This window comes from Streptomyces poriferorum, assembly GCF_019399235.1.
In the GTDB taxonomy this organism is placed as follows: Bacteria; Actinomycetota; Actinomycetes; order Streptomycetales; family Streptomycetaceae; genus Streptomyces; species Streptomyces poriferorum.
Window position 1 is genome coordinate 33,572 of record NZ_JAELVH010000001.1, and the last position, 23,262, is coordinate 56,833.

The following is a 23,262-nucleotide window of genomic DNA, read 5'->3' on the forward strand; positions in this document are numbered from 1 at the left end:
ATGACCAACCCCTTCGACGACCAGGACGGCACCTTCCTCGTCCTCGTCAACGACGAGAACCAGCACTCGCTCTGGCCGCAGTTCGCGGACGTCCCGGCCGGCTGGACCGTCGTCCACGGCCCCGACTCCCAGGCCTCCTGCCTGGAGCACGTCGAGCGGTCCTGGACCGACATGCGGCCCAAGAGCCTCGCCGACGCCATGAACGCCCAGCGGTAGCACGGCCGACATGACCTCCACCGACACACTGGGCGGGGCCCGCGAAACCGCGGGCCCCGCCCGGCCCGACGACCTCGCCGCGGCCCTGCTCACCCCCGGGGCCCGGCGGGATCCGTACCCGCTCTACGCCCGCATGCGGAGCGAGGACCCGGTCCACCGAAGCCCCCAGGGCATCTGGTACCTCACCCGGTACGCCGACGTCGAGGCGGCCCTGGGCGACCTGCGGCTGTCCAACGACCGGGACAGGATGACCCGCGCCTACAGCGGGCTCGGCGGCGACCTCAAGGCCTTCAGCCGGCTCACCGAGCGACTCGGCCGGGTGATGACCAACACCGACCCGCCGGACCACGCCCGGCTGCGCAAACTGGCCAACAGAGCCTTCACCGCCCGGCGGGTGGAGGCACTGCGCGACGGCGTCCAGCGGATCGTCGACCGGCTCATCGACGAGGCGGTCGCGGCAGGACCGGCCATGGACCTGATCGAGGCCGTCGCCTCCCCGCTGCCGATGTCCGTGGTCTGCGAACTCTTCGGCATTCCGGAGGTGGACCGACCGCAGGTCAAGAGCTGGTTCCGCCGCTTCGGCCGGCTCAGCGAGGACATCGGCAAGTCCGAGGCGGCGATCGACCAGTACGAGGAATACCTGTCCGGGCTCATCCGGCAGCGCAGGCGTGCACCGGGCGACGACCTGATCAGTGCCCTGGTCGCCACCCAGGCGCAGGACGAACGGCTCACCGACTCCGAACTGCTGTCCACCTGCTTCGTCCTGATCACCGCCGGCGACGAGACCACCACCCACCTGATCAGCAACGGCGTGCTGGCGCTGCTGCGCCACCCCGACCAGCTGGCCCGGCTGCGCGCGGACCCGGACCTGATCCGCGGCGCCGTCGAGGAACTGGCCCGCTACGACACGGTGACCCAGGCCATCGTCCGCGTCGTCGCGCAGGACCTGGAGATCGGCCGGCGGACGCTGCGGGAGGGCGACCTGGTGTACCTGTTCCTCGGCGCGACCAACCGCGATCCCGAACGCTTCGAGGATCCCGACCGGCTCGATCTGTCCCGTCCCGGCAACCGGCACCTGAGCTTCGGCCACGGCCCGCACTTCTGCCTCGGCGGCCCGCTGGCCAAGCTCCAGGCGGAGGTGGCCGTCGGCACCCTGGTGCGCAGGCTCCCCGAGCTGCGGCTGGCCGACGCGTCAACCCTGGACTGGCGGGACAACCCACTGCAGCGGCGGCTGACCGCTCTCCCGCTCGCCTACTGACACCGAACGACGAAGGAGTACCGACCATGGCCCGAGAGTTCGAGGTCTGCCGGGAGCAGTACCTGCCCGTCCCGCCCGACCAGGTGTGGAACGCCGTAGCCACCGGCCCCGGCAACCTCGGCTGGCTCTACCCGATGGAGATCGAGCCGCGCGTCGGCGGGAAGGTCACCCGGGGAGACGCCACCGTCGTGGCGTGGGAGCCGCCGCACCACTTCGCTGTCCGGGCAACCCAGGAAGGCGGGTTCTCCAACACGCTCAGCTACCGCGTCGAGTCGTCCGACGGCGTCACGAGCCATCTGCGGATGGGAATCCACTGGGTGCACACCGGTGTCGTCGACGACGCCTGGAACTGGGACGCCAAGACGGACGTCGCCGAGAAGTACGTCGACTTCCACCAGCACGCCCTCGCCGAGTACCTCCGGCACTTCGCCGGTCGCCCCGCCGTCTACGTCAGGGCCCAGCGCCCCGAACCCACCGCCGACCCGGCGAACTTCGCCGCCCTGCGCCGACGCCTCGGCCTCGCCGACGACGCGGCCGTCGGCGACCGGTTCACGCTCCTGGCACCTGGCCCCGAGCACGACCCCGTGGAGGTGGTCGTCGACTGGCTCAGCACCGACTTCGTCGGTCTGCGAGGCCCGGATGCCCTGTACCGGTTCTTCAACGGCAGCACCTGGAACGTGCCGGTCTGGCTCGGCCACCACCTGTTCGCCCCGGAGACCGACGAGGAACAGACCACGAAGGCGTGGACCGCCTGGCTCGACGACACCCACGCCCAGGAGCTCTGATGGAAACCTCCACGCAGACTTTGCTCTTTGCCGCCGAACTCATCGAGGAGAACGGCACCCACACCCTCGTCGTCCAGGACGTGAGGAGAGATACCGTCCAGTCCACTCCGGTCCCCAAAGCCATGGTCGACAAGCTTCCGGTGTTCCTCTCGGCGCTCGTCGCCAAACTCCATCCGGCGCCGGCCCGAAACCGCTGGTAGCCCGCTCGCAGAAGGGGGAGGGCCGAAGACGCGTGGGAAGCCCTCCGCCAACACCCGGGTTCCACAGCCTGGTTCACCGGCTGCAGCGGTCTCGCCGCACTAGATGTCCCGCCGTACGAACTGGTTGTCGGCGGACTCACTCCTTCCGGTAGCGCAGGTCTCCACACCGTCACGCCTCTCACCCCAGGAGGTTACGTAGAAGCACTCATTGAGCCGAGTCCGGGATGCACGGACCGCAGGAGACAGGTGACGGACATGCGAACCGAGGCCATCCAGAGGGCCGAGCTGGTCTTCTCCCTTTTCGACGCCAACGGCAACGGAGTCCTCGACTCCGATGACTTCGACCTCATGACGGGACGTGTTCTGGAGGTGGCCGTCGCATCGGACGACGGCGCCAGGCAGGCCATCCGGGCCGCGTTCCGTCGCTACTGGACCACGCTGGTCACGGAGTTGGACGCCAACGGCGACGGTGTGATCTCCGTCGACGAGTTCCGTCCGTTCGTGCTCGACCCCGAGCGCTTCGGTACCACGATCACCGCTTTCGCCGAGGCGCTCGCCGTACTCGGCGACCCCGACGGGGACGGACTGATCGAGCGCCCGCTCTTCGTCTCGCTGATGACGGCGATCGGCTTCACCGAGGCGAACATCCACGCGCTCTTCGACGCCTTCGGCCCGGACGCCGAGGACCGCATCACCGTGACCACATGGGCCAGGGGCATCGAGGACTACTACGCCCCGGACATGGGCGGGATCCCGGCTGACCAGCTGGTGGCCGTCCGGGCCGTCTGACACGGCCCGGACATGCGGCGTTCCGTGGCGGCGCGTGCCGTCACGGAACGCCGCATGCCGGCACGGACGCCCGACTCGCCCCCACACGCGCGGGCGTCAGCCTTTTATGGCTGCCGAGATGACGGCCGCGCGGGCGTCGGCCCCGTGAGGTGGCGGCGGTGCCGGGCCTGCGCGGACGTCGTCGTGGGTGGCCGTCAGGGGCGGGGTTTGTGCGCGAACACCCACCGGTTCCCCTCCAGCGCGTCGTTCGGCTCGGGAAGGGGACCACGCCCCCGCAGACGGGTGAACTTGAAGGGTGTGTGCATCGAGGTGGACCAGCCCTTCGCCGCCAGGTCACCCGCGGAGTCGGGGCGCGGCCCCCTGTCGAAGAGGTCCAGCAGATCGATGCCGATCTGCTCCCGCGTCGCCGCGTAGATCGCGCTGTCGCGGTATGCCAGCAGGTCCTTCTCCAGCTTGGCCTCGAAGGCCAGGGCGCTGCCCCCGGTGGTGAGCCGGTCCACCGTGTCGATGAGGTATGTCTCGGCGGGACCCGGCAGGTAGAAGAGCAGTCCTTCGGCCAGCCAGACGCTCGGTGCGGCCGGATCGAAGCCTGCGGAGGTCAGCGAGGTGACCCAGTCGTCACGCAGGTCGACCGGTACCTGGACCCGCTTCGCCCTCGGGGCGGCCGAAAGGCCCGCGAGTACCTGTTGTTTGAAGGCCAGCACGCCCGCCCTGTCGACTTCGAAGACGACGCAGTCGGACGGCAGGTCCAGCCGGAAGGCCCGGGTGTCCAGTCCCGCTCCCAGCAGGACCACCTGCCGGACGCCCGTACCGACCGATCGCTGGAGGAAGTCGTCCAGGACTCCGGTCCGCAGACCGAAGTAGCGGGCGAACCTCCCCCACAACGGGTTGTCGTCCCCGTCCGGAACCTGCTGGATCCTCACCGGCCAGTCCGCGCACGCGGGGGCCGCGCGTACGAAGTGTTCCGCGTAGACGTCCTGGGCCAGGCTGTCGGGGCGGTGGGTCTCGATCGCCCGTGCGGCGGCGACCAGGAGGGCGGTCAGTCCCACGCCTGCGTCCACGCCTTCCGCGCCGGTCGGCCGCGTCGCCGTGGTGGTCGTGTCCCCTACGGTGGGATCGAGGAAGTCGGAAGGGTCGCTGCTGGGATGACGGGGGTCCTCGGTGGTGGACGTCTCACTCATCGTTCTCTTCTTTCCGGCAGCAGGACGGGCTTGATCACGCGTCCGGCGTCACAGTCGCGTTCGGCCTCGTTGATGTCGGCCAGCGGGTAGGTGCGGATCAGTTGGTCGAAGGGGAAGCGGCCGGCCTGCCACAGACCGATCAGCCGGGGTATCAGAAGTCCGGGTACGGCATCCCCCTCGCAGATGTGCCGGATGCCGCGGCCCCCGTCGAGCGTGCCCGGTTCGAGCGGCAGGGCCGTGTGCAGACGTGCCACGAGCCCGAGAGTGCCGGTGGGGCGCAGCGCGCGGAGCGTGTCGTTGATGAGCGGGGCGGAGGCCGTGGTGTCCAGGGCGTACTGCGCGCCGCCGTCGGTGTGCCGGCGGATGTGCCCGGCCAGTTGGGCCGTCGCGGCGGACAGCGGGACCGCGCCGAACCGCTCGGCCAGGTCCAGGCGCCCGCGATGCCGGTCGACGGCCACGGTCCGTACGCCGGCGGAGGTGGCCGCCATGACCGCGGTCAGGCCCACCGCTCCCGCGCCGAGTACGACGAGGGTGTCACCGGGACCGGCACGGAAGGTGTTCAGTACGGCTCCGGCACCGGTGAGGGCGCCGCAGCCGAGCGGACCGAGCAGTTCGAGCGGCAGGGCGGGGTCGACCCGGACGGCGTTGCGCGCCGGGACGAGGGCGTATTCGGCGAAGGAGGACTGGCCGAACCACCGGGAGGCCAGCGCTCCCCCGGCGGCGTCGGTGAACCGTGACGCCTCCTCCTCGCGTCCCCCGAAGAGGTTGAGTGAGGCGAAGGAGTCGCAGTAGGCGGGGGCCGCGCCGCGGCAGTTCCGGCAGTCTCCGCATGAATCGAAGCTCAGCACGACGTGGTCACCGACGCCGATCGCGCTGTCCGGGCCGTCACCCGACGCCACCACGACTCCGGCCCCTTCGTGGCCGAGGACGGCCGGCAGCGGGGTGCGGCCGGCTGATCGCCGGACCGCGAGATCGGTCCGGCACATTCCGGATCCCGCGATCTCGACGAGGATCTCACCGGCGGCCGGGCCGGTGCCCACGACCTCCTCGACCGTGAACGGGGACTCGTACGAGCGCAGTACGGCGGCTCGGAACCTCATCGCTCTTCCTCCCGCGGCCGGTGCACGACGAACGGGCGGAGGTTGCCGTAGAGGCCCCACGGACCGCCCGCGACACCGACCCCGCTGTCCTTGACGCCTGCGAAGGGCTGGGCGAGGGAGAGTTCGGCGTGGTGGTTGATCCAGGCCGTGCCGCATTCGAGCCGGTCGGCTGTCGCCGCCGCCCGGTCGAGATCGGTGCCCCACACGGAGCCGCCCAGCCCGAAGCCGGTGCCGTTGGCCGCCTCGACGGCCTCGTCGAGGTCTCGGTACGGCAGCACCGGCAGAACCGGTCCGAACTGTTCCTCGGTCACCACCGGGTCGTCGGGAGGGACGTCCGTGAGGATCGTGGGAGCGAAGAAGTAGCCCGGTCCGTCGAGCCGGTGACCGCCGGTCGCCGCCCGGGCGCCGGCGGCCAGGGCCTGTTGTGTGACCCGCTCGACCCGGGCCAGCTGGGGGGCGTTGTTGACCGGCCCGAGCCGGGTGTCCGGGTCCAGGCCGGGTCCGACGACGACGGTCTTCGCGCGGTGCGCGAGGGCCTCGACGACCTCGGCGTGGAGCCGGGCCGGTGCGTAGACGCGTTTGACCGCCATGCAGACCTGCCCGCAGTTGCGGAAGGCGGCCCAGAACAGCCGGTCCGCGATCCGGTCCACGTCGACGTCGTCCAGGAGGACGGCCGCGTCGTTGCCGCCCAGTTCCAGGGTGACGCGGGCGAGGGAGGCCGCCGCAGCTCCGGCGACGGCCCGTCCGGTCGGCACCGAGCCGGTGAAGGTGACGTGGCGGATCCCCGGGTGCGAGGCGAGGTGGGCTCCGAGGGGTTCCCGGCCGGTGACGACGGTCAGGACGTCCTCGGGCAGAGCTGTGGCGAGGACGGCACCGAGCAGTCGGGTGGCGAGGGGGGTGTAAGGAGACGGTTTGAGGACCACGGTGTTGCCGGCCGCGAGTGCGGGCGCGAACTTGGCCGACGCGAGCTGGAGTGGGAAGTTCCACGGCACGATCGCGGCAACCGGTCCGAGGGGGCGCCAGCGGATCTCGCTGTGCACGGGTCGGCCGTCGTCGATCCGGCGGGTACGGGGAGCCAGATCGGCGAAGTACCGCAGCCGGGCCGCCGTACGGGCGACCTCGGCGTACGACTCGGCCAGGGGCTTGCCCTGTTCCCGGGTGAGCAGCGGAGCGAGGTCCTCCCCGGCAGCCTCCACGGCGTCGGCGGCGGCGTTCAGTCCGGTGGTACGGGCGGCCGGGTCGGCGCGCCATCCGGTCCAGGCGCGCCGGGCCCGGTCGACCGCGTCGTCCAGCTCGTCCGGCCGCTGGTCGGGGGTCTCGTCGAAGGTCTCCCCGGTGGCCGGGTCGATGACGGGAAGGCTTGGGGCAGGGTGTCCGGGGGCGCGGCCGGCTTCGGGTGTCGGCATCCCGGCGTTCAGTTCAGGGCCGGGACGTCGGCGGCGTGCTCCCGGGCCTGCCGGTCCATCTCCGCCCGAAAGGCGGCGACCAGGTGCGGCTGGATCCTTCCGGCATTGCGGTCACCGCCCGAGCAGACCGCTCCCCGCACGCCCACGATGTCCGTGCCGATACGGGTCAGCGGGCCGAGGTCGGCCTGCTTGACGCTGCCTGCGAGGGCGGCGAGCAGACCGGACGCGTGGGCGCGGCGGACGAACTCGCCGCAGATGTCCGGCGGAACGTGGTCGAACAGCCGCGTCCCGTCCTTGATCGCGGTGTCCAGCATGGCCGCGTCGGCACCGGCGCGGGCTGCGATGTCGGGCAGGGCGAGCGGATTGACGCAGCCGACGCGGTGGGCGTCGGCATAGCCCGAGGCGACGACGAGCGCGTCCGGGCGGTGGTCCTTCACCGCCCGGACAACCGCCCGCATGACCTCGACGCCCTGCTCAGGAGTGGTACATCCGTACAGGCCCACCTTGATGTACGTGGCGCCGGAGACGGCCGCGCCGAGCGCGGCCTGCGCCACGGTGCCGGGCTTGTACGGCACGTCGCCCACGGTGGCGGACACCGGTTTGTCCGCCGGTACCGCGTCGCGGATCTCCCGGATGACCCAAGGGAAGTTGGCGCCGAGAGAGCCCTCGTCGGGCTTCTTGACGTCGACGATGTCGAGGTGTTCCGCCGCCTTCGCGCAAGCGAGCGCTTCCTCGACGCCGTCCGGGGAGATGAGAAGCAACACCGTGAACTCCTTCCGCCGCGAGTCCGCCCGGCCTGGGCACGGGGAACTGCGGATCACCTGGTTCATGTGCGGTGTGCTCATCATTTCCAGTGTCCGCGCGGGGCGGTAGGGCGTGCGGAGTTCCCCGGACGGCGCGTGTACGCACGCGAATGGCTCCGAGTGCACCGGCGCGACAGGACTGAGAGCGCCGGTTTGACCGCGGACCTCCTGGACCGTGGCCTGTTCGGCGTCACCCGCCCGTAGGCCGGACGGTTCGAGGTCCTGACCTCGAGGAAGCGGTGGCGCAGGGCGCGCGGCGGGGAGAAGAGCCGTCGCTGCGAGCCCTGTTCAAGACGAAGTAATGGCGCATTCGGCGCTCGTCACGCGAGGGCGCGGATCGCCTCGATGGTCCGGTCCACGCTGAGGGTCCCATTCGCGCAGTCGCGCAGCAGGGCCGTCACCCGTTCGTCCTGGTATTCGCGCAAAGGCTCGGGCGGGGCCTCGGGCGCTGTGGCTCGGGCGACGTCGTCGCGGGTCAGGAGGTAGTCCGCCAGGGCGGCGCAGGAACGGTGCTGGAAGATGATGTCCGGCTTGACCGGGACGCCGAGGACCGTCCCGGCCCGGCGGGCCAGGCGCACGTAGATGATGGAGTTCAGGCCGAGCTGCCGGAACGACGCGTCCTCGTCGAAGCCCAGCGCCTCGTCGCCGATCTCCGGCCGGAGGATCTCGCGCTTGATCCGCTCGATCAGGTCTCGGCGTGGGTCGGGCGCGGGTTCCTGCGTGGCGGTGATCCGGTCGATGAGCGAGGTGAGCACCTTCGATTCGCCCAGTTCCGTGAAAGCCGACACGCCCGCGTCCCGCAGATACCTGATGCAGTCGGTCCAGCGGACGGGCTTGGTGATCTGCTCAGCGAGCAGGTCGCGGACTTCCCGCGCATCGGGGCCGAACGGCCGGCCGGTCACGTTGGAGATGACCGGTGTCCGCAGTTCGCCCACGTCGACCGAGGCCAGCAGGGAGCGGAAGCGCGCGGCGGCCGGGGCCATCGCCGGCGCGTGGAAGGGCCCGCTGACTCGGATCGGGACGAAGCCTCGGACGCCCTCCACCTTCTCGAAGACCGGCTTGATCCGCGCCAGCTCCTCGCGGCTGCCGGAGAGCACGAACTGCTCGGGCGCGTTGTAGTTGGCGATGACGACGCCGGTGGCGTCGTGCTGCTTCAGCGTCTCCTCGACGGTCTGCGCGCAGATGCCGACGACTGCGGCCATCGCACCGCCGCTGACGTGGCTCATCAGTTCCGCGCGGCGTTGCACCAGCGTCAGGCCGGTTTCGAAGTCGAAGGCGCCGGCCGCGAACAGCGCGCTGTACTCGCCGAGGCTGTGGCCCGCGAAGAAGTCCGCGGGTGGCAGGTCCTCCTGCGCCGCTGACCAGTGCAGCGCGTTGACGACGTAGATCGCGGGCTGCGCGTACACGGTGTCGGAGAGCCGTCGTTCCGGGTTTTCCAGGCAGAGCTCTTCGATCGGGTATCCGAGCACCCGGTCGGCGCGGCGACGGAGCTCGGGGAACCTTCCGAACAGGCTTCGTCCCATCCCCTTCTTCTGGGTGCCCTGTCCCGGGAACACGTAGCAGCGCATCAGATCCGCCCGCCCCCGAGGTCGAATCCGGCCGGCGGCGTCGGCCACTCGGGAAGCTCCGTGATCCGGACCACGGCGCACGTCCAGGTGAACCCGGCGCCGACGCCGAGCAGCATGCAGAGGTCGCCGACGGCTACGGCGCGCTCCTTTACGAGGTGTTCGAGTCCGGCGATCTGGTCGCCCGCGCCGAGGTGGCCGACAGTGCGGCCCCAGGACCAGGTCGTGAGATCGAGGTCGATATCGAGTGCGGCGAGGACCTCGCGCTGCAGCACGGTGCGTCCGAAGTGCGGAACGACGAACCGGGCGACGTCGCTCAACAGGATGCCCGCGTCGTGCAGGGACCGCTTGACGCAGTCGCTGAGGCCGGCCCGGAATCGGCGGGTGAACTCGTCGAGCTCCACGTCTCCCAGGTACTGCAGTTTGCGCAGACGCAGGTCGATGGGGAGCGTGGGGTCGTGGTGCGGTGTGAAGGGCGCGTCGCCGCGATGCAGGCGCTCAAGGGTGGGATCCGAGACCGTGGAGGTGCTCAGCACCTGTGCGAACCCGGACCTCTTGCTGAGCACCATCGCCGACGCGCCGTCGCCGGGCACGATGCCGATGTCGCTGTTCCAGCGGTCGATCGCCGGCGGACTGACCTTGTCGGCGGTGGTCACGAGCGCCGCCACGTCGTCGGTGGCCGTGAGGGAGCGCGCCGCGATGTCCAACGCGGTCATGCAGCCGTTGGAAGCGTTCTTGACCTCGAAGGCGAGCGCCGAATGGTCCCCGAGCACTTCGCGGTGGATGTAGGAAGCCGTCGGGTAGAGCTCGAGGCCCTGGAAGTACACGCAGGCGTGCAGCAGCAGCGCGATGTCCTCGGCCCGGTGGCCCGACCTTGCCAGGGCATCTCTGGCAGCGGCCACCGCCATCTCGGGCGGAGCCTCGTCCGTGGCCTCGCAGACGGACTCGAGCTGCGTGTCCTCGGCGTCCTGGGCATCGAACCGGCCGTCGGCGACGGCCTGTTCGACCTTGGTCGCCGGGGGCAGGTAGGTGGCGATACCCGCGATGAACAGGGCCTCTGTCTTCACTTCTCGTTCCCTCTCAGGGTGGTGGTGTCGTGGAGCAGGAGCCCGGCGATGGCCTCGGCGGTCGGGTAGTCGAACACCAAGGTGGCGGGCAGCGTGATGTTCAGCCGCTTGGCGAGGCGCTTGCGCAACTGGACCATGGTGAGCGAGTCGATCCCGAGGGAACGCAGTGCTCTGTCGGCCGGCACGCTGTCGGGTCCGGGCAGACCGAGCACGTCGGCGGCCTCGCTGCGGACGAGGTCCAGCAGCAGAGCCGCTCGTTCGGCTTCGGAGGCGTCCGCCATCCGCGTATCGAGCGACTGTGCGGGCTCGGAGACCTCGGCTCGGCGCCCCTCGGTTGCACGCGGCACCATGTCGCGCAGCAGGGGAGGCGCCTCCGCATCGCCGAGCGCGTGTCGCAACGACGCCAGTTCAAGGTGCACGGGCATCAGCTGGGTATCGGGCCGCGAAAGTGCGACGTCCAGGGCGTGCAGGCCCTCGCCCAAGGTCAGGGCGCCGATCCCCTGACGCCGCAGGCGTCCCAGCTCGGCCTTGCTGAGATGGGCGGTCATGCCCACTCCGGCCTGTTCCCAGAGCCCGAAGGCGAGGCTCAGTCCGGCCAGACCCCGCTTGCGCCGGTTCGCCGCCAGGGCGTCGAGCGTCGCGTTCGCCGCGGCGTACCCGCCTTGTCCCGCGGTGCCCAGCGTTCCGGCCGCCGAGGAGAAGAGTACGAACGCGGCCAGGTCCAGCTGCCCGGTCAACTCGTCCAGCAGGCGCGCGCCCTGGACCTTGGGTGCCATCACCCGGTGCAGCCGCTCAGCGGTGAAGCCCTGCACCAGGCCGTCGTCGAGCACGCCTGCGAGGTGGAACACGGCCGTGAGGGGATGGCGCGGGTCGATCCCTTCCAGTACTGGGGCCACTGCGGCCCGGTCCGCGACGTCGCCCGCGACCAGGTCCACCCGCTCGGCGCCCGCGGCTTCGAGTTCTCGCACGAACGAGCCGGCTTCGGGGGCGTTGCCACCGCGCCGCGACAGCAGCACGAGCCGCCGCACGCCGTGCGTGCGGACCAGGTGCGTGGCCAGCGCGCTGCCGAGCTCGCCGAGACCGCCGGTGATCAGCACGGTGCCGTCCGGGTCGAGGGCGCGTGGCACGGTCAGCACGGTCTTGTGCGCGGCATTCTGCTGCGCGTGGCGCAGGGCATACGGCGCGTCACGTATGTCGAAGGCGGTGAACGTCGCCTCGTCCTGCCGCGCGTCGCGGGGGGAGGGATCAGCGGCCGCCTGCGCGAAGGTGAGGTGCGCGGGCATCGGCCGGAGGACGGCAGCGTCCACGCTGATCCGGTTGCCGAGCGCGCCTGCCGCGCTGCCCATGACCCGGTCACCCTCGTGCAGGGAGGTGACGTCACTGCCGACCTCCATGACGATCCCCGCGAACTCCAGAACCTGTGCGTGCCCCGGGCTCATCCCGGCGGCGCGCACCATGACGCGGACTTCCCACGGCCCGACCGGCTCCGGCGCGCCCTCGTCGTCCGGGGCGACGACGACGTCCAGCTGATCGTCTTCCCTCCGACGCACGTGCCAGCTGCCTTCGTCCGGCAGGACGAACGCGTCGGCCTCGCCGATGGTCGGCCTTGCCCGTGGCACGTGGGCGCTCTCGCCGCGCAGCACGCACTCCGGCTCGCCGCCGGTCTCGATCACGCGCGCCAGGAGCCGGAAGTCCGGGGCGCCTGAATCCAGGTCGATCAGGCGCAGGACGCGCTCAGGTTGCTCCGTGCGGGCCGTGCGCACCATGCCCCACACCGCGGACTGGGCCCAATTGCCTACCTGGTCAACAGGACTTGACGACACTGCGTCTCGGGTGATCCAGACGAGTTCCGCGCCCTGGAGCCGGGCATCGCCCAGGCACACCTGAAGCGTCCTCAGCGCTTCGGCGGCGCTGCGTTCCGCGTCGTACCACTGAGCGGACGCGCCGTCAGGCAGCGTGAACAGCAGTCGCCGAGGAGTGTCCGCCCGTACATCGAGCCACTTCACGAGGGCGTCCAGATCGGGTACGACGTCGGCGCCGAGCCCCGCGCCCAGCTCCGCGTCGCCGACCACGAGGGTGCCCGCAGGGTCGGAGGTTTCGGCCACGGGGTGTACGCGTTCGAAGCCGACGCGGTAGAGGTGCTCGGCGGCCGGGTGTCCGCGACGTCTGCCGCGCTGGAACTTGAGCCTGCCGATCCGGGCCACCAACTGCCCTGCCGGGTCCGAAAGCCATATGGAGGCAGGCGCGAGGCCCTCGTCTCCGTCGGGTTCGAAAGAAACCCGCACGGTCAGCTCTCCACCTGCGGCACGATACAGCTCGACATCCGGCCAGATGAACGGGACCAACGGCCCAGGAGCGGCACCCGCCTCCATCAGACCCGCGACGACGACCTGCAGTGCGGCGTCGAACAGTGCCGGATGCAGGCCGTGGCCGGCCGGATCCAGCGTGTCCGGAAGGGATACCCGCGCGTAGTAGACGCCGTCGCGGCAGGCGAGTTCGCGCAGTCCTCGGAAAGCCGGGCCGTAGTCGAGCCCGTTCGCGAGGGCGCGTCCGTAGAAGGCTTCGATGTCGAGGGCCCGGGCATCGGACGGCCGGCTCCCGAGGTCCGGGGGCGGCATCGTGGCGTCGACGCGCACACCGGTCACGCACTCTCCGGTCACGTGCTGCTGCCAGTTCAGCGGCTCATCCGTGTCCTCGGGCCGGCTGTAGAACGCGAAGGGGCGCCGTCCGTGCGCGTCCGGCTCGCCGACGGTGGCCTGGATCCGCAGCGCGCGGCCCGGAAGGAGGACGACCGGCTCCAGCAGCGTCACGTCCGCCACGGCCTCGGCGCCTGCGGCCCGGGCGGCGAACAGCACAGCGTCGATCAGGCCCGCGCCCGGCACGTAGACCTGCCCGCTGACGACGTGATCGGCCAGCCACGGGCACTCGTCGAGCGACAGCCGGCCCATGAACAGGTGACCGCCGCTGCCGGCGAGAGTCGTGATCGCATCGAACCACGGGTGGCAGTACGGGGACTGATCGGCCGTCATCGCGGTGGGCCCGGCCGGAAGCTCGCCGAGCCAGAAGCGTTGCCGTTGGAACGCGTACGTCGGGATGTCGGCCTTGCCGGCGCCACGGGACCCGAGGACCCGCTCCCAGTCCAGGGGGAAGCCCCGTTCGAACAACGTGGCGGCCGCTCGCCAGAGCCGGTCCACCCCGCCCGAGACACCTTCGGAGGGTGGGACGACCTCCACGAACACTCCGAAGCCCTCGCCGCGCAGCCGCTCCAGCGCGCGGCCGAGCCTCATGGGCTCCGGCTCCGGCTCCGGCAGGTCTCGGAACCAGTAGTCGCCGCCGAGCTCCTGGGCCGGCACGACCTCGCCCGTCAGGCTCGAACAGAAGGGGACTGAAGCCCGGGCAGGGACAATCCCTGGAATCTCACCGCCGACCGCGTCCCCCGAGCGAACGCGAGCACGAAGGGCGATGACACGGGCGCCGTCCTCCAGGCTCAGTGCCCCGCTCACCACCGCAGCGGCGACCTCGCCCCGCACGTCGCCCACCACCGCCGCCGGCTCCACACCCCAACTGCGCCACAGCGCCGCGAGTCCGAGGTATACCGCGAACAGCGTGCACGGCAGCCCGTCCGAGCTGTTCACGTCCTCCTCGCCGCGCAGCACCTCCAGCACGGACCAACCGGTCAACGGCGAGAGGACCGCGTCGCACTCCGCCACGGCGTCGCGGAACACCGCGCTCTGCTCCAGCAGTTCCCTGCTCGTCCCTGGCAGCTGCGCGTCCTGACCGCCGAACACGAAGGCGATCTTCCCCCTCGCCGTGCCGGAGCCGGGCTCGACCGCCCGCAGGGCTTCGGCAGCCTCCATGGCGCTGCCCGCGAAGACCACGGCGCGCGCGTCGAAGTGCGTACGGCCGACGGCGGAGGTGTAGGCGATATCCCGCATCGGCGCGGCGGGCCGCGCGTCGAACCACTCGGCCCAGTGCTGTGCCTGCGCACGCAGGGCGGCCGCGTCGGTGCCCGAGATCACCAATGGGTGGACGAGACCGTCGCCGGGCCGGTCGACGACGACGGTCGCCGGTGCTTCTTCGATGATGACGTGCGTGTTCGTGCCACTGATACCGAAGGAGCTGATGCCGGCACGACGCACCCGCCGGGTCCGCGGCCACTGCCGCGGCTGCCGCAGGAGCTCCAGTTCGCCGCCGGACCAGTCGATCCGGGTGCTCGGCTTCTCCGCGTGGAGAGTGCGGGGCAGCCACTCGTGCTGAAGCGCCATCACCATCTTGATGACCCCGATGACGCCGGAGGCCGCCTGGGCGTGGCCGATGTTGGACTTGGCCGATCCCAGGTGCAGGGGGCGCACGCGGCCCGAGAACACCGCGGCGAGGGCGCCGGCCTCGACGGGATCACCGAGCACGGTGCCCGTGGCGTGCGCTTCGACGACGTCGATGTCGGCCGGGGCCAGTCCCCCGTCGGCCAGGGCACCGCGTAGCACGCGCTGCTGCGCGAGACCGTTCGGCGCGGTGAGCCCCTGGCTGCGGCCGTCCTGGTTCATGGCGGTGCCCCGCACAACGGCCAGTACACGGTCACCGTCGCGCCTCGCGTCCGAGAGGCGCTTGAGCACCAGGACACCGCAGCCTTCGGCCCAGCTCGTCCCGTCGGCGTCGTCGGCGAAGCTCTTGCAGCGACCGTCGGCCGCGAGCCCGTTGAGGCGGCTGAACTCGACGAAGATCTGCGGGGTGCTCATCACGGTCACTCCGCCGGCGAGCGCCAGGTCGCATTCGCCGCTGCTCAACGCCTCGCACGCCAGGCGCAGGGCCACGAGCGACGAACTGCACGCGGTGTCGATGGTGAGCGCCGGCCCGGACAGGCCGAGGGTGTAGGCCACGCGCCCGGAGATCAGGCTCGACCCGTTGCCAGTGATCTTGTAGCCGTCGCTGCTCCCGACGTCCCAGCGCCGAGCGATGTCGTAGTCCGAACTCATCGCCCCGAGGTAGACGCCCGTGTTGCTGCCTTCGACGGACGCGGCGGGCAGGCCGGCCCGCTCGAGTGCCTCCCAGACGACTTCCAGAACGAGCCGCTGCTGCGGGTCCAGGGACAGCGCCTCACGCGGGCTGAGCCCGAAGAACGCCGCGTCGAAGTCCTCGACGTCGCGTACGAAGCCTCCCTTGCGCTCGAAGCGCCTGCCGGTGGCGTCGCGCTCCGTGTCCTCGAGCGTGCTGAGATCCCACCCGTCCCAGCGCTGCGGGAACGGGGACGAGGCTTCGCGGCCGTCGACGAGGAGTTCCCAGAACGCTTCGGGCGTGTCGATCCCGTCCGGGAGCCGGCAGGCCATGGACACGATCGCGACGGGGTCGTCGTCGTCGGGCCGCCTGGGCACCGCGGCGACGGCGGTCGGGACTTCCGGGGTCTCGTACTGCGCATCGGCGTGCGTCAGCAGCAGTGTCGCGATCGCTTGCGGTGTGGGGTAATCGAAGGCGAGCGCCATGGGCAGCGCGACCCGCGTCCGTGCGCTGAGCCGGTTTCGCAGCTCGACCACCATGAGGGAGTCGAATCCCTGGTCGCGCAGCGCCGTGCCGGGGCGCACGTCGTCCGCGGGCAGGCCGAGCAGGGCCGCCGCCTCTCCCGTGACGAGTGCGACCATCGATCCCAGACGCTCGGGTTCGGGCAGCGCGCTCACCTCCTCGCGCCACGCGGCGCCGTTGACGACCGGTACCGCGTCGTCGTGTTCGTCCAGCCAGTAACGGCGGTGTTCGAACGCGTACGTCGGAAGGTCCACCCTGCGCGCGTCAGTGGTCGAGAACACTCGCTTCCACGGGATCGGAACCCCTTGGACGTGCAGGTCTGCCGGCGCCCGCAGCACCTGCCCGATCCCGCCGTGATCGCGGCGCAGGCTGCCCACCACGACGGCCGGCCCGTCGGCTTCGGTTCCCTGCGCCAGGGCTATCCCGAGCACCGGATGCGGACTCACCTCGACGAAGACTCCGAACCCGTCCGCCCGCAGGCGTTCCAGCGCTCGATCGAAGCGCACCGGCTCGCGCAGGTTGCGGCACCAGTACTCCGCGTCGAGCTCCGGCCCGGCCGCCCGCTCCCCCGTCACGCTCGAATAGAAGGCGATCTCCGCATCCGCTGGGGAAAGGCCCGCGAGCTGCTCGCGCAGCGCGGGCAGCAGCGAATCCATGTGCGGGCTGTGCGACGCGTAGTCCACGTCCACGCGCTGGCAGTACGCGCCCGTGGCCTCCATCTGCGCGAGGAAGCGGTCCACCGCCTCGGTGTCTCCGGCCACGACGGTCGATCGCGCGGTGTTCACCACGGCAACGGACAGCGCCTCGCCGTAGGGCGCCAGCTTCTCGAGGACTTCGCCGACCGGGCGCTCCACGAGCCCCATCGCCCCGTCCGGCGCATGTTCGTGCACGGCCCGAGCGCGCGACGCCACGATGCGAGCGCCGTCCGCCAGGCTCAACGCCCCACTGACGACCGCCGCGGCCACCTCACCCTGGCTGTGGCCGACGACCGCCGAGGGTTCGACGCCCCAGGCGCGCCACATCGCGGCGAGACCGACGTACATCGCGAACAACGCCGGCTGCACCACGTCCGTGCGCGTGAAGGGCGGCGCGAGACCGTCCTGCCCACGCACCACCGCGGCGACCGAGAAGCCGGTGTACGGGGCGAGGGCGTCGTCGCAGGCCGTCACGGCCTCGCGGAACGCGTCGTTCTGCTCCCACAGCGACTGGCCCATCCCCCACCATTGGGCGCCCTGGCCGGGGAAGACGAACGCGACGCGGCCGCGACCGGCAGCCGCGCCCGTCACCACCGCGCCGTGGCTCTCGTCCGCGGCGAGCGCCCGCAGACCGGCCACCGCCTCGTCCGTCGTTTCGGCGATCACCGCGCCGCGCGTGGAGTGCTGCGTGCGGGTCGTCGCCAGCGAGTGGGCGACGTCGGACAGCCTCGTCCCGGGCGACTGCTCCAGGTGGCTCGCCAGCCGTGCGGCGTTGCGCGCGAGCGAGCGCGGGCTCGTGCCGGACACCGTCAGGCAGACCGGACCGCTCTCGTCCGGTGTGGCCCGTACCGGAGCGCCCTCGGGCGCCTCGCCGAGGGCGACATGCGCGTTGGTGCCGCCGTATCCGAAGCTGCTCACCCCCGCGAACCGCGGCCCGGCCGGCCACGTAGCTGCCTCGGTGACCACTTCCAGACGTTCGGCGGGGAAGTCGATGCGCGGGTTCGGCGTGCGAAAGTGCAGGCTCGGCGGGATGACGCCGTGGTGCACCGCGAGCGCGGCCTTGATGAGCCCGAGGGCGCCGGCCGCCGGTTCGAGATGGCCGAAGTTCGTCTTCGCCGAACCGATGCGCAGCGGCGTGCGCCGGTCGGGCCCGAACACGGTGCCGAGCGCGCTCGCCTCCGTCACGTCGCCCAGCGGCGTGCCCGTGCCGTGCGCCTCGACGTACGCCACCGCACGCGGCGGGACGCCGGCGTTCTCCCACGCCGAGCGCAGCACCTCCGTCTGCGCCTCGTGGCCGGGGGCGGTCAGTCCGTCTGTCGCGCCGTCGTTGTTGACCGCGCTGCCGTGCACCAACGCGTAGACGCGGTCGCCGTCGGCGAGCGCGTCGGACAGCCGGCGCAGCACGACTACGGCGCAGCCCTCGCCCCGGGCGTAGCCGTCGCCGTCGCCGTCGAAGGCCCGGCACAGGCCGGCAGGGCTCTGCGTACCGAGTTTCGTCATGGCCACCGAGGTGTTCGGGTGCAGCATCAGGTTGACGCCGCCGGCCAGTGCGAAGTCCGACTCGCCGGAGCGCAGGCTCTGCACGGCGAGGTGCACCGCGACCAGAGAGGAGCTCGACGCGGTCGCCACGGCCATCGCGGGGCCCCGCAGCCCCAGGGCGTAGGCGATGCGGGACGGGATCACCGAGTTGTCCCAGCCGATGGCCGAGTGGGCGTGGATCGCCTCGGCGGCGCCCTGCGTGAACAGCGGGTACTCCTGCCACATCGCGCCCATGAAGACGCCGGTGCGCGTACCCGAGAGACTCGCTGTGGAACGCCGCGCGTCCTCGACGGCGGCACAAGCCACCTCCAGGGCGATCCGCTGCTGCGGGTCCATCTGCCGTGCCTCGGCCGGTGGGATGCCGAAGTGCTCCGCGTCGAATCCCGTGACGTCATCGAGGAACCCGCCTCGACGGTTCGCCGCCCGGCCGGACGCCTCCGCGTCGGCCCATGCGGTGGCGTTCCACCGGTCGCTCGGCACCTGACGCACCGCGTCGACGCCTTCGAGCAGAGCCTGCCAGAGGCCGGTCGGGTCCTCGATCCGTGCCGGCAGCCGGCAACCGATGCCGACGATCGCGATCGGCTCGGGGCGGCCGTACGTCCGGCCGGCGGTCTGGTCAGTCATGGGTAGCCCCGATCTCGTCGGACGCGTAGAGCGCCAGGCATGTCTCCTCGATCGCGGCGAGCGGGCCCGCGTCGTTCAGGATCGTCATGTGGTTCGCGGCATCGATCTCCATGAGGCGAAGACCCGGCAGCTCGCGCACCCAGTCCTGCTGGTAGTTCACGTGGTCGAGGGAGAAGGTCTCGCCGACGACCTGGAAGTAGGGTTCGCTCTCGCCCAGGAAGAGCCCGCGCCGGTTACGGAAGTACGTGGACACCACGGCTTCCGGCCGCGGCAGCGGCCTGATGGTGTGCTCGCCGACCCGGTAGGCGAGCTGGATCGCTATGTTGCGCCTGATGAACCGCGCGATCTGCGCAGGTTTCATGGCGAACCCGCGCCCTGCCGCCAACTCCGCGAGCCGCAGGACGAACGCGTCCTCGTCCAGGTCCTCCGCGAGCTCGTCCCGGTGGACGAGACGGGCACGCAGGACCGCCGGGTCCTTCTCCCCCGCCGGCCAGAGCAGGGAATTGACGACCTGCAGGGCCGCGCTCCGCGCCGTCCGGAACCCGTTCGCATTCGACTTCGCCAGGCCGGTCTCGTCCGGCGAGTCCACCATCGTCAGCGAGGCCACGTCCTGGCCCCGCGCCTGCAGCCGCCGGGTCACCTCATAGGCGACGATGCCGCCGAGGCAGAATCCGCCGACGTCGTACGGTCCCTCGGGCTGCACCGAGCGGATGAGCCCGGTGTAGTACTCGGCCATGGCCGTGACGCCCTCGATCGGCGCGTCCCCGGTCAGCAGGCCCCGGGCCTGGATGCCGTAGAACGGGCGGCCGATCCGCTGGGCGATCGTGCGGTACGACTCGACGCCGGCGAGGGCGCCGTGGATCCAGAACACCGCCCTGCCCTCGGACGCGCCGTTGAGGCGCACCAGCTCGGGGGCCAGCGGACGCGCGTGCGCCCGCGTGGAGCGGGCCTCCGCCTCGGGCAGCCTCGCGACCACGTCGTTCAACGTGTCGTGCGGCTGCCACCAGTCGGGCTGGAACCCCGGAAACACGTTGCTGATCCGTCCCAGCATCGCGACCAGAAGCAGGGAGTTGAGACCGTAGTCGGCGAGCGACCTCGTGCCGTCGATCTCGTGGCGCGACAGGCCGAGCACCGAGGCGACGAGGTCGGCGACGAAAGCTTCGCCATCCGGAGGGGCGACGCGGCCGGCGACGAAGACTTCACCATCCGGAGGGCCGACGCGGCCGGCGACGAAGACTTCGCCATCCGGAGGGCCGACGGCTGTGTGCGGGGCCTGATCCGGCCGCGGTGCCTGCTCGGCGAAACACGTCAGCCGTGCGAAGGGGTACCCGGGCAGTGCGATCCGCCTGCGTCGAGCGCCGCGATGCGTCAGGTCCCAGTCCATGAACCTGCCCGCGACCCAGTGTTCTGCTACCTGGTCCAGCTGCGCCGGCATCCCGTCGTTCTCGGCGCCGGCAGCGGGATCGACGCCGTCGGCGAACGCCACATGGGCGAGCGTGTCCGGGTCGCCGTCGAGCCAGCCTCCCAGAATGCGGGCGGCCTCGTCCGTGCCCTGCGCTACGAACGCCAGCCGGCAGCTCATCGCTTCCCGGCCGACCTGCAATGTGTACGCGATGTCCGCCCAGGAGCGCGGATCCGCTTCGGCGAGCCGATGCATCAGCCGGCGCGCCCGCTCGCGCAGAGCGTCGACGCTCTGCGCCGAGAGCACCAGGACCTGCGAGCCCCGGTCGTCGTCCCGGGTAGCGCAGGCGATGTGCTGCTCCAGGACAACATGCGCGTTCACGCCGCCGATCCCGAAGCTGTGCATGCTCGCGCGGCGTGGCAGCAGCCGGCCGGCGTCGTCGGTGCGCTCGGGCCACGGCAGGTTCCGCTCGGCGATGCGCAGCCGCGTCTCCTTGAGGGAGATGTCGCGGTGCAGCCGCCCGAAGCCCGGGAGCGCCGGGATCACGCCGTGCCGCACCGCCAGCGCGGTCTTCACCAGCGCGGCCAGGCCGGAGACGACCTCCGTGTGCCCGATACAGGGCTTCACGTTGCCCAGATACGTCACGTCCTCGCTGTCGTCCTCGCCGCGGCGTCCGGCGCCGAGCGCCGCCAGCTCCGCGCTGTCCGCCAGAACCGAGCTCATGCCGTGGGTCTCGATGTAATCCACGGCGCCCGGATCGATCCCGGCGTCGGCGTAGGCGTGCGCGACGGCTGCCTTCATGCCCCTGATGTTCGGTGCCGTGAAAGACACCCCCCTGCCGCCGTGGGCCACGCCGGTGCCGCGCACGACGCAGTAGACGAAGTCCCCGTCCTCGATTGCCCGGCTCAGTGGTTTGACCAGTACGGCGGCGACGCCTTCGCTGCGCGCCGTACCGTCGGCGTCCTGCTGAAACGGCCGGACGTCGCCGCGCGGGCTGAGCATCCCGGCGGCCCGCATCCCGCCGAACCCCGCGGGCGACATCACCAGGTTCACCCCGCCGACGAGCGCCTGCTCGCACTCGCCGTCGCGGATCGACCGGATCGCCCGGTGCAGGGCCACGAACGAGGACGAGCACGTCGTGTCGTACTGCTCGCTGGGGCCGTTGAGGTCGAGCAGGTACGAGATCCGGTTGGGCACCATCGCGGGCGACGGCAGGCTCATCAGGTCCGTGGCGGCGGGCCGGTATTCGCTCTGCGTCGTGGCGACGAACACGCCCGTCGGCCGGTTCCGCAGCTCGGCCGGCCGGTAGCCCGCGTCCTCGACCGCGTTCCAGGACGTCATCAACAGCAGGCGCAGCTCCGGCGTCACCTGTCGCGCCTCGGTTACCGACATGCGGAAGAAGAGCGGATCGAATTCATGCACGCCTTCGAGGAATCCGCCCCGCAGCGCGGCTGCCTCGTCGCCGTAGGCCGCCCAGTCCGCACGCTTTTCCGGCGGGGCGGTGATGCACCGTGTGCCCTGCTCGACGATCCGCCAGAACTCGTCGACGTCGTCGGCCCCGGGGAAGCGCGCGGACATGCCGACGATCGCCATGCCGTCGAGCGCGGCCTCGTCGAGCTCAGGCTCAGGCTGAACGGGATCGGGCGCCCGGTCCGGCGACGCAGGCTCCGCCGGAAGCACCTGCCGCAGGTCCTCGGCGTATTCGGAGACGATGAACTCGCCCAGCTCGGCGAGGGTGTTGTGCTCGAACAGCACAGTGATGTCGAGGTCGATGCCGAGCGTCCCGCCGAGGGTCCGGGCCACATTCACAGCGAAGATCGAATCGAGCCCGTAGTTCGAGAAGGACTCGCCCCGCCCGATCCTCGTCCGCGGGATGTGCAACGCCTCTGCCAGCACATCGAGCGCGACTGCCTCGATGTGGGCGCGCAGACGGTCTCCTGGCTCGCTCCCGGCGCTCCGATCGGCCGCGGCCGGCGCCGGGCTCTCGCGCACCGGCGCCACTTGCGGCGCGGACAGGCGCGGTACGGCCGTCGCCTGCCGTATGACGCCGTCGCTCTCGGCCACGATGATCTGCTGTCCCAGATCCTCGGCATCCCGCGCGGGCAGGGCGATCCCGCGGAATCCCTCCTGGGTCAGGACGTGCCGCCACTGCGCCGTGGAGAGCAGCGGGCTGCCCTGGATACGCAGGTGCGGGTCCTCGTAGCGCCACCATCCGTCGAGGAGGCCGAAGGAGAACTGGCTGAGCAGGTTGTTCGCGGTCAGCTCGTTCAGGACCAGCAGTCCGCCGGGTTCGAGAAGCGCCTTGGCGTTGCGCAGGGTACGGCGGATGTCCCCGGTGGCATGCAGGACGTTGGCGGCGACCACGACGTCGTACCCGCCGAGGGTGAAGCCCTGATCCGCCACCGGGCGCTCGATGTCCAGGATTCCGCAGGCCAGCCAAGGGTTCTCCGCACCGAACGAACGCTCCGCGTGGTTCAGGAAGACCCTCGATATGTCGGTGTAGCAGTACTCGCGCACGTCCAGCCGCGCGGACCGCAGCGCATCCAGGACGACCGCGCTCGTGGCACCCGTGCCGGCGCCGACCTCCAGGATCCGCGGCGCAGCCGCCGTCCGGGCTCGTGCCCGCCGCCGCAGCCGCACCACCAAGTCGTCCGCCAGCACCTGGTTGAAGAACGCCGACGCCGGGTTGGTCGCGTAGGCGTTCTGCACCAGCTCCAGCGATCCCCCGGGGAAGATGACCTCGGTGGCCGGTCGCCGTCCGCTGAGAATGTCGGGGAAGGCACGCAAGGTGGTCTCCACCAGCAGGTGGGTGGCCGCGAGGTCGGGATTCTCCCGCCACGCGGGCTTTTCCGTCTCCCACTCGCGCCACAGCTGCTCGAGCGGCCGATCCCGCGTGGCACCGTCGAGCAGGATCCTGCCGTCCCGCCGATCGATGTAGCCGGCCGCCTCGAAGACGCGCAGGCACTCGCCGAACCAGGCTCCGTATCCCGGCGCGAGACCTGCCGACTCCCGTGCGGCCTCCGGAGTCCGGCCGGATTCGCGGAACGCGCCGAGCGTGCACAGATGGGACCAGAGAAAGTCGAGCAGCAGCTGCTTCATGATCAGTTCCTTCGAAAGG

13 protein-coding genes are annotated in these 23,262 nt (G+C 71.2%); 5 read left to right on the forward strand and 8 right to left on the reverse strand.

Annotation, left to right across the window (positions count from 1 at the left end):
- From JGS39_RS00045 to JGS39_RS00065, 5 genes are all read left to right on the forward strand, one after another.
- Window positions 1-216 (forward strand): MbtH family protein, encoded by a 216-nt coding sequence (locus tag JGS39_RS00045; protein ID WP_219566384.1) that lies wholly within the window; start codon window positions 1-3, stop codon window positions 214-216.
- A gap of 10 nt (window positions 217-226) precedes the next feature.
- A complete protein-coding gene (locus JGS39_RS00050) occupies window positions 227-1,474 on the forward strand; it encodes a cytochrome P450 (protein WP_219566385.1) in 1,248 nt (415 codons plus the stop codon).
- A gap of 26 nt (window positions 1,475-1,500) precedes the next feature.
- Window positions 1,501-2,259: an SRPBCC family protein gene (locus JGS39_RS00055; RefSeq protein WP_219566386.1), complete on the forward strand. Its 759-nt coding sequence runs from the start codon at window positions 1,501-1,503 to the stop codon at window positions 2,257-2,259.
- The gene (locus JGS39_RS00060; RefSeq protein ID WP_219566387.1) at window positions 2,259-2,459 is read left to right on the forward strand and encodes a hypothetical protein; all 201 of its coding nucleotides are present in this window, start codon (window positions 2,259-2,261) and stop codon (window positions 2,457-2,459) included. The genes JGS39_RS00055 and JGS39_RS00060 overlap by 1 nt, the downstream gene beginning before the upstream one ends.
- A gap of 255 nt (window positions 2,460-2,714) precedes the next feature.
- Window positions 2,715-3,248, forward strand: coding sequence for an EF-hand domain-containing protein (locus JGS39_RS00065; protein WP_219566388.1), 534 nt, complete (start codon window positions 2,715-2,717; stop codon window positions 3,246-3,248).
- A gap of 194 nt (window positions 3,249-3,442) precedes the next feature.
- On the opposite strand, the gene JGS39_RS00070 is transcribed toward JGS39_RS00065, so the two are convergent.
- From JGS39_RS00070 to JGS39_RS00105, 8 genes are all read right to left on the reverse strand, one after another.
- Window positions 3,443-4,429, reverse strand: coding sequence for a class I SAM-dependent methyltransferase (locus tag JGS39_RS00070; RefSeq protein WP_219566389.1), 987 nt, complete (start codon window positions 4,427-4,429; stop codon window positions 3,443-3,445).
- Window positions 4,426-5,529, reverse strand: coding sequence for an NAD(P)-dependent alcohol dehydrogenase (locus JGS39_RS00075; protein WP_219566390.1), 1,104 nt, complete (start codon window positions 5,527-5,529; stop codon window positions 4,426-4,428). Before JGS39_RS00075 ends, JGS39_RS00070 begins: the two co-directional genes overlap by 4 nt.
- Window positions 5,526-6,935, reverse strand: a complete 1,410-nt coding sequence (locus JGS39_RS00080; protein WP_219566391.1) for an aldehyde dehydrogenase family protein — start codon at window positions 6,933-6,935, stop codon at window positions 5,526-5,528. The genes JGS39_RS00075 and JGS39_RS00080 overlap by 4 nt, the downstream gene beginning before the upstream one ends.
- 8 nt (window positions 6,936-6,943) lie before the next feature.
- Entirely contained in the window at window positions 6,944-7,699 is a 756-nt protein-coding gene (locus JGS39_RS00085; protein ID WP_219566392.1) for a (5-formylfuran-3-yl)methyl phosphate synthase, read from the reverse strand.
- Window positions 7,700-8,058: 359 nt separating this feature from the next.
- The gene (gene fabD / locus JGS39_RS00090; protein ID WP_219566442.1) at window positions 8,059-9,306 is read right to left on the reverse strand and encodes an ACP S-malonyltransferase; all 1,248 of its coding nucleotides are present in this window, start codon (window positions 9,304-9,306) and stop codon (window positions 8,059-8,061) included.
- Window positions 9,306-10,370: a ketoacyl-ACP synthase III family protein gene (locus tag JGS39_RS00095; RefSeq protein WP_219566393.1), complete on the reverse strand. Its 1,065-nt coding sequence runs from the start codon at window positions 10,368-10,370 to the stop codon at window positions 9,306-9,308. The genes fabD and JGS39_RS00095 overlap by 1 nt, the downstream gene beginning before the upstream one ends.
- The gene (locus JGS39_RS00100) at window positions 10,367-18,742 is read right to left on the reverse strand and encodes a type I polyketide synthase (protein WP_219566394.1); all 8,376 of its coding nucleotides are present in this window, start codon (window positions 18,740-18,742) and stop codon (window positions 10,367-10,369) included. Before JGS39_RS00100 ends, JGS39_RS00095 begins: the two co-directional genes overlap by 4 nt.
- Window positions 18,735-23,243, reverse strand: coding sequence for a beta-ketoacyl synthase N-terminal-like domain-containing protein (locus tag JGS39_RS00105; RefSeq protein WP_219566395.1), 4,509 nt, complete (start codon window positions 23,241-23,243; stop codon window positions 18,735-18,737). Before JGS39_RS00105 ends, JGS39_RS00100 begins: the two co-directional genes overlap by 8 nt.
- Window positions 23,244-23,262: the final 19 nt, after the last annotated feature.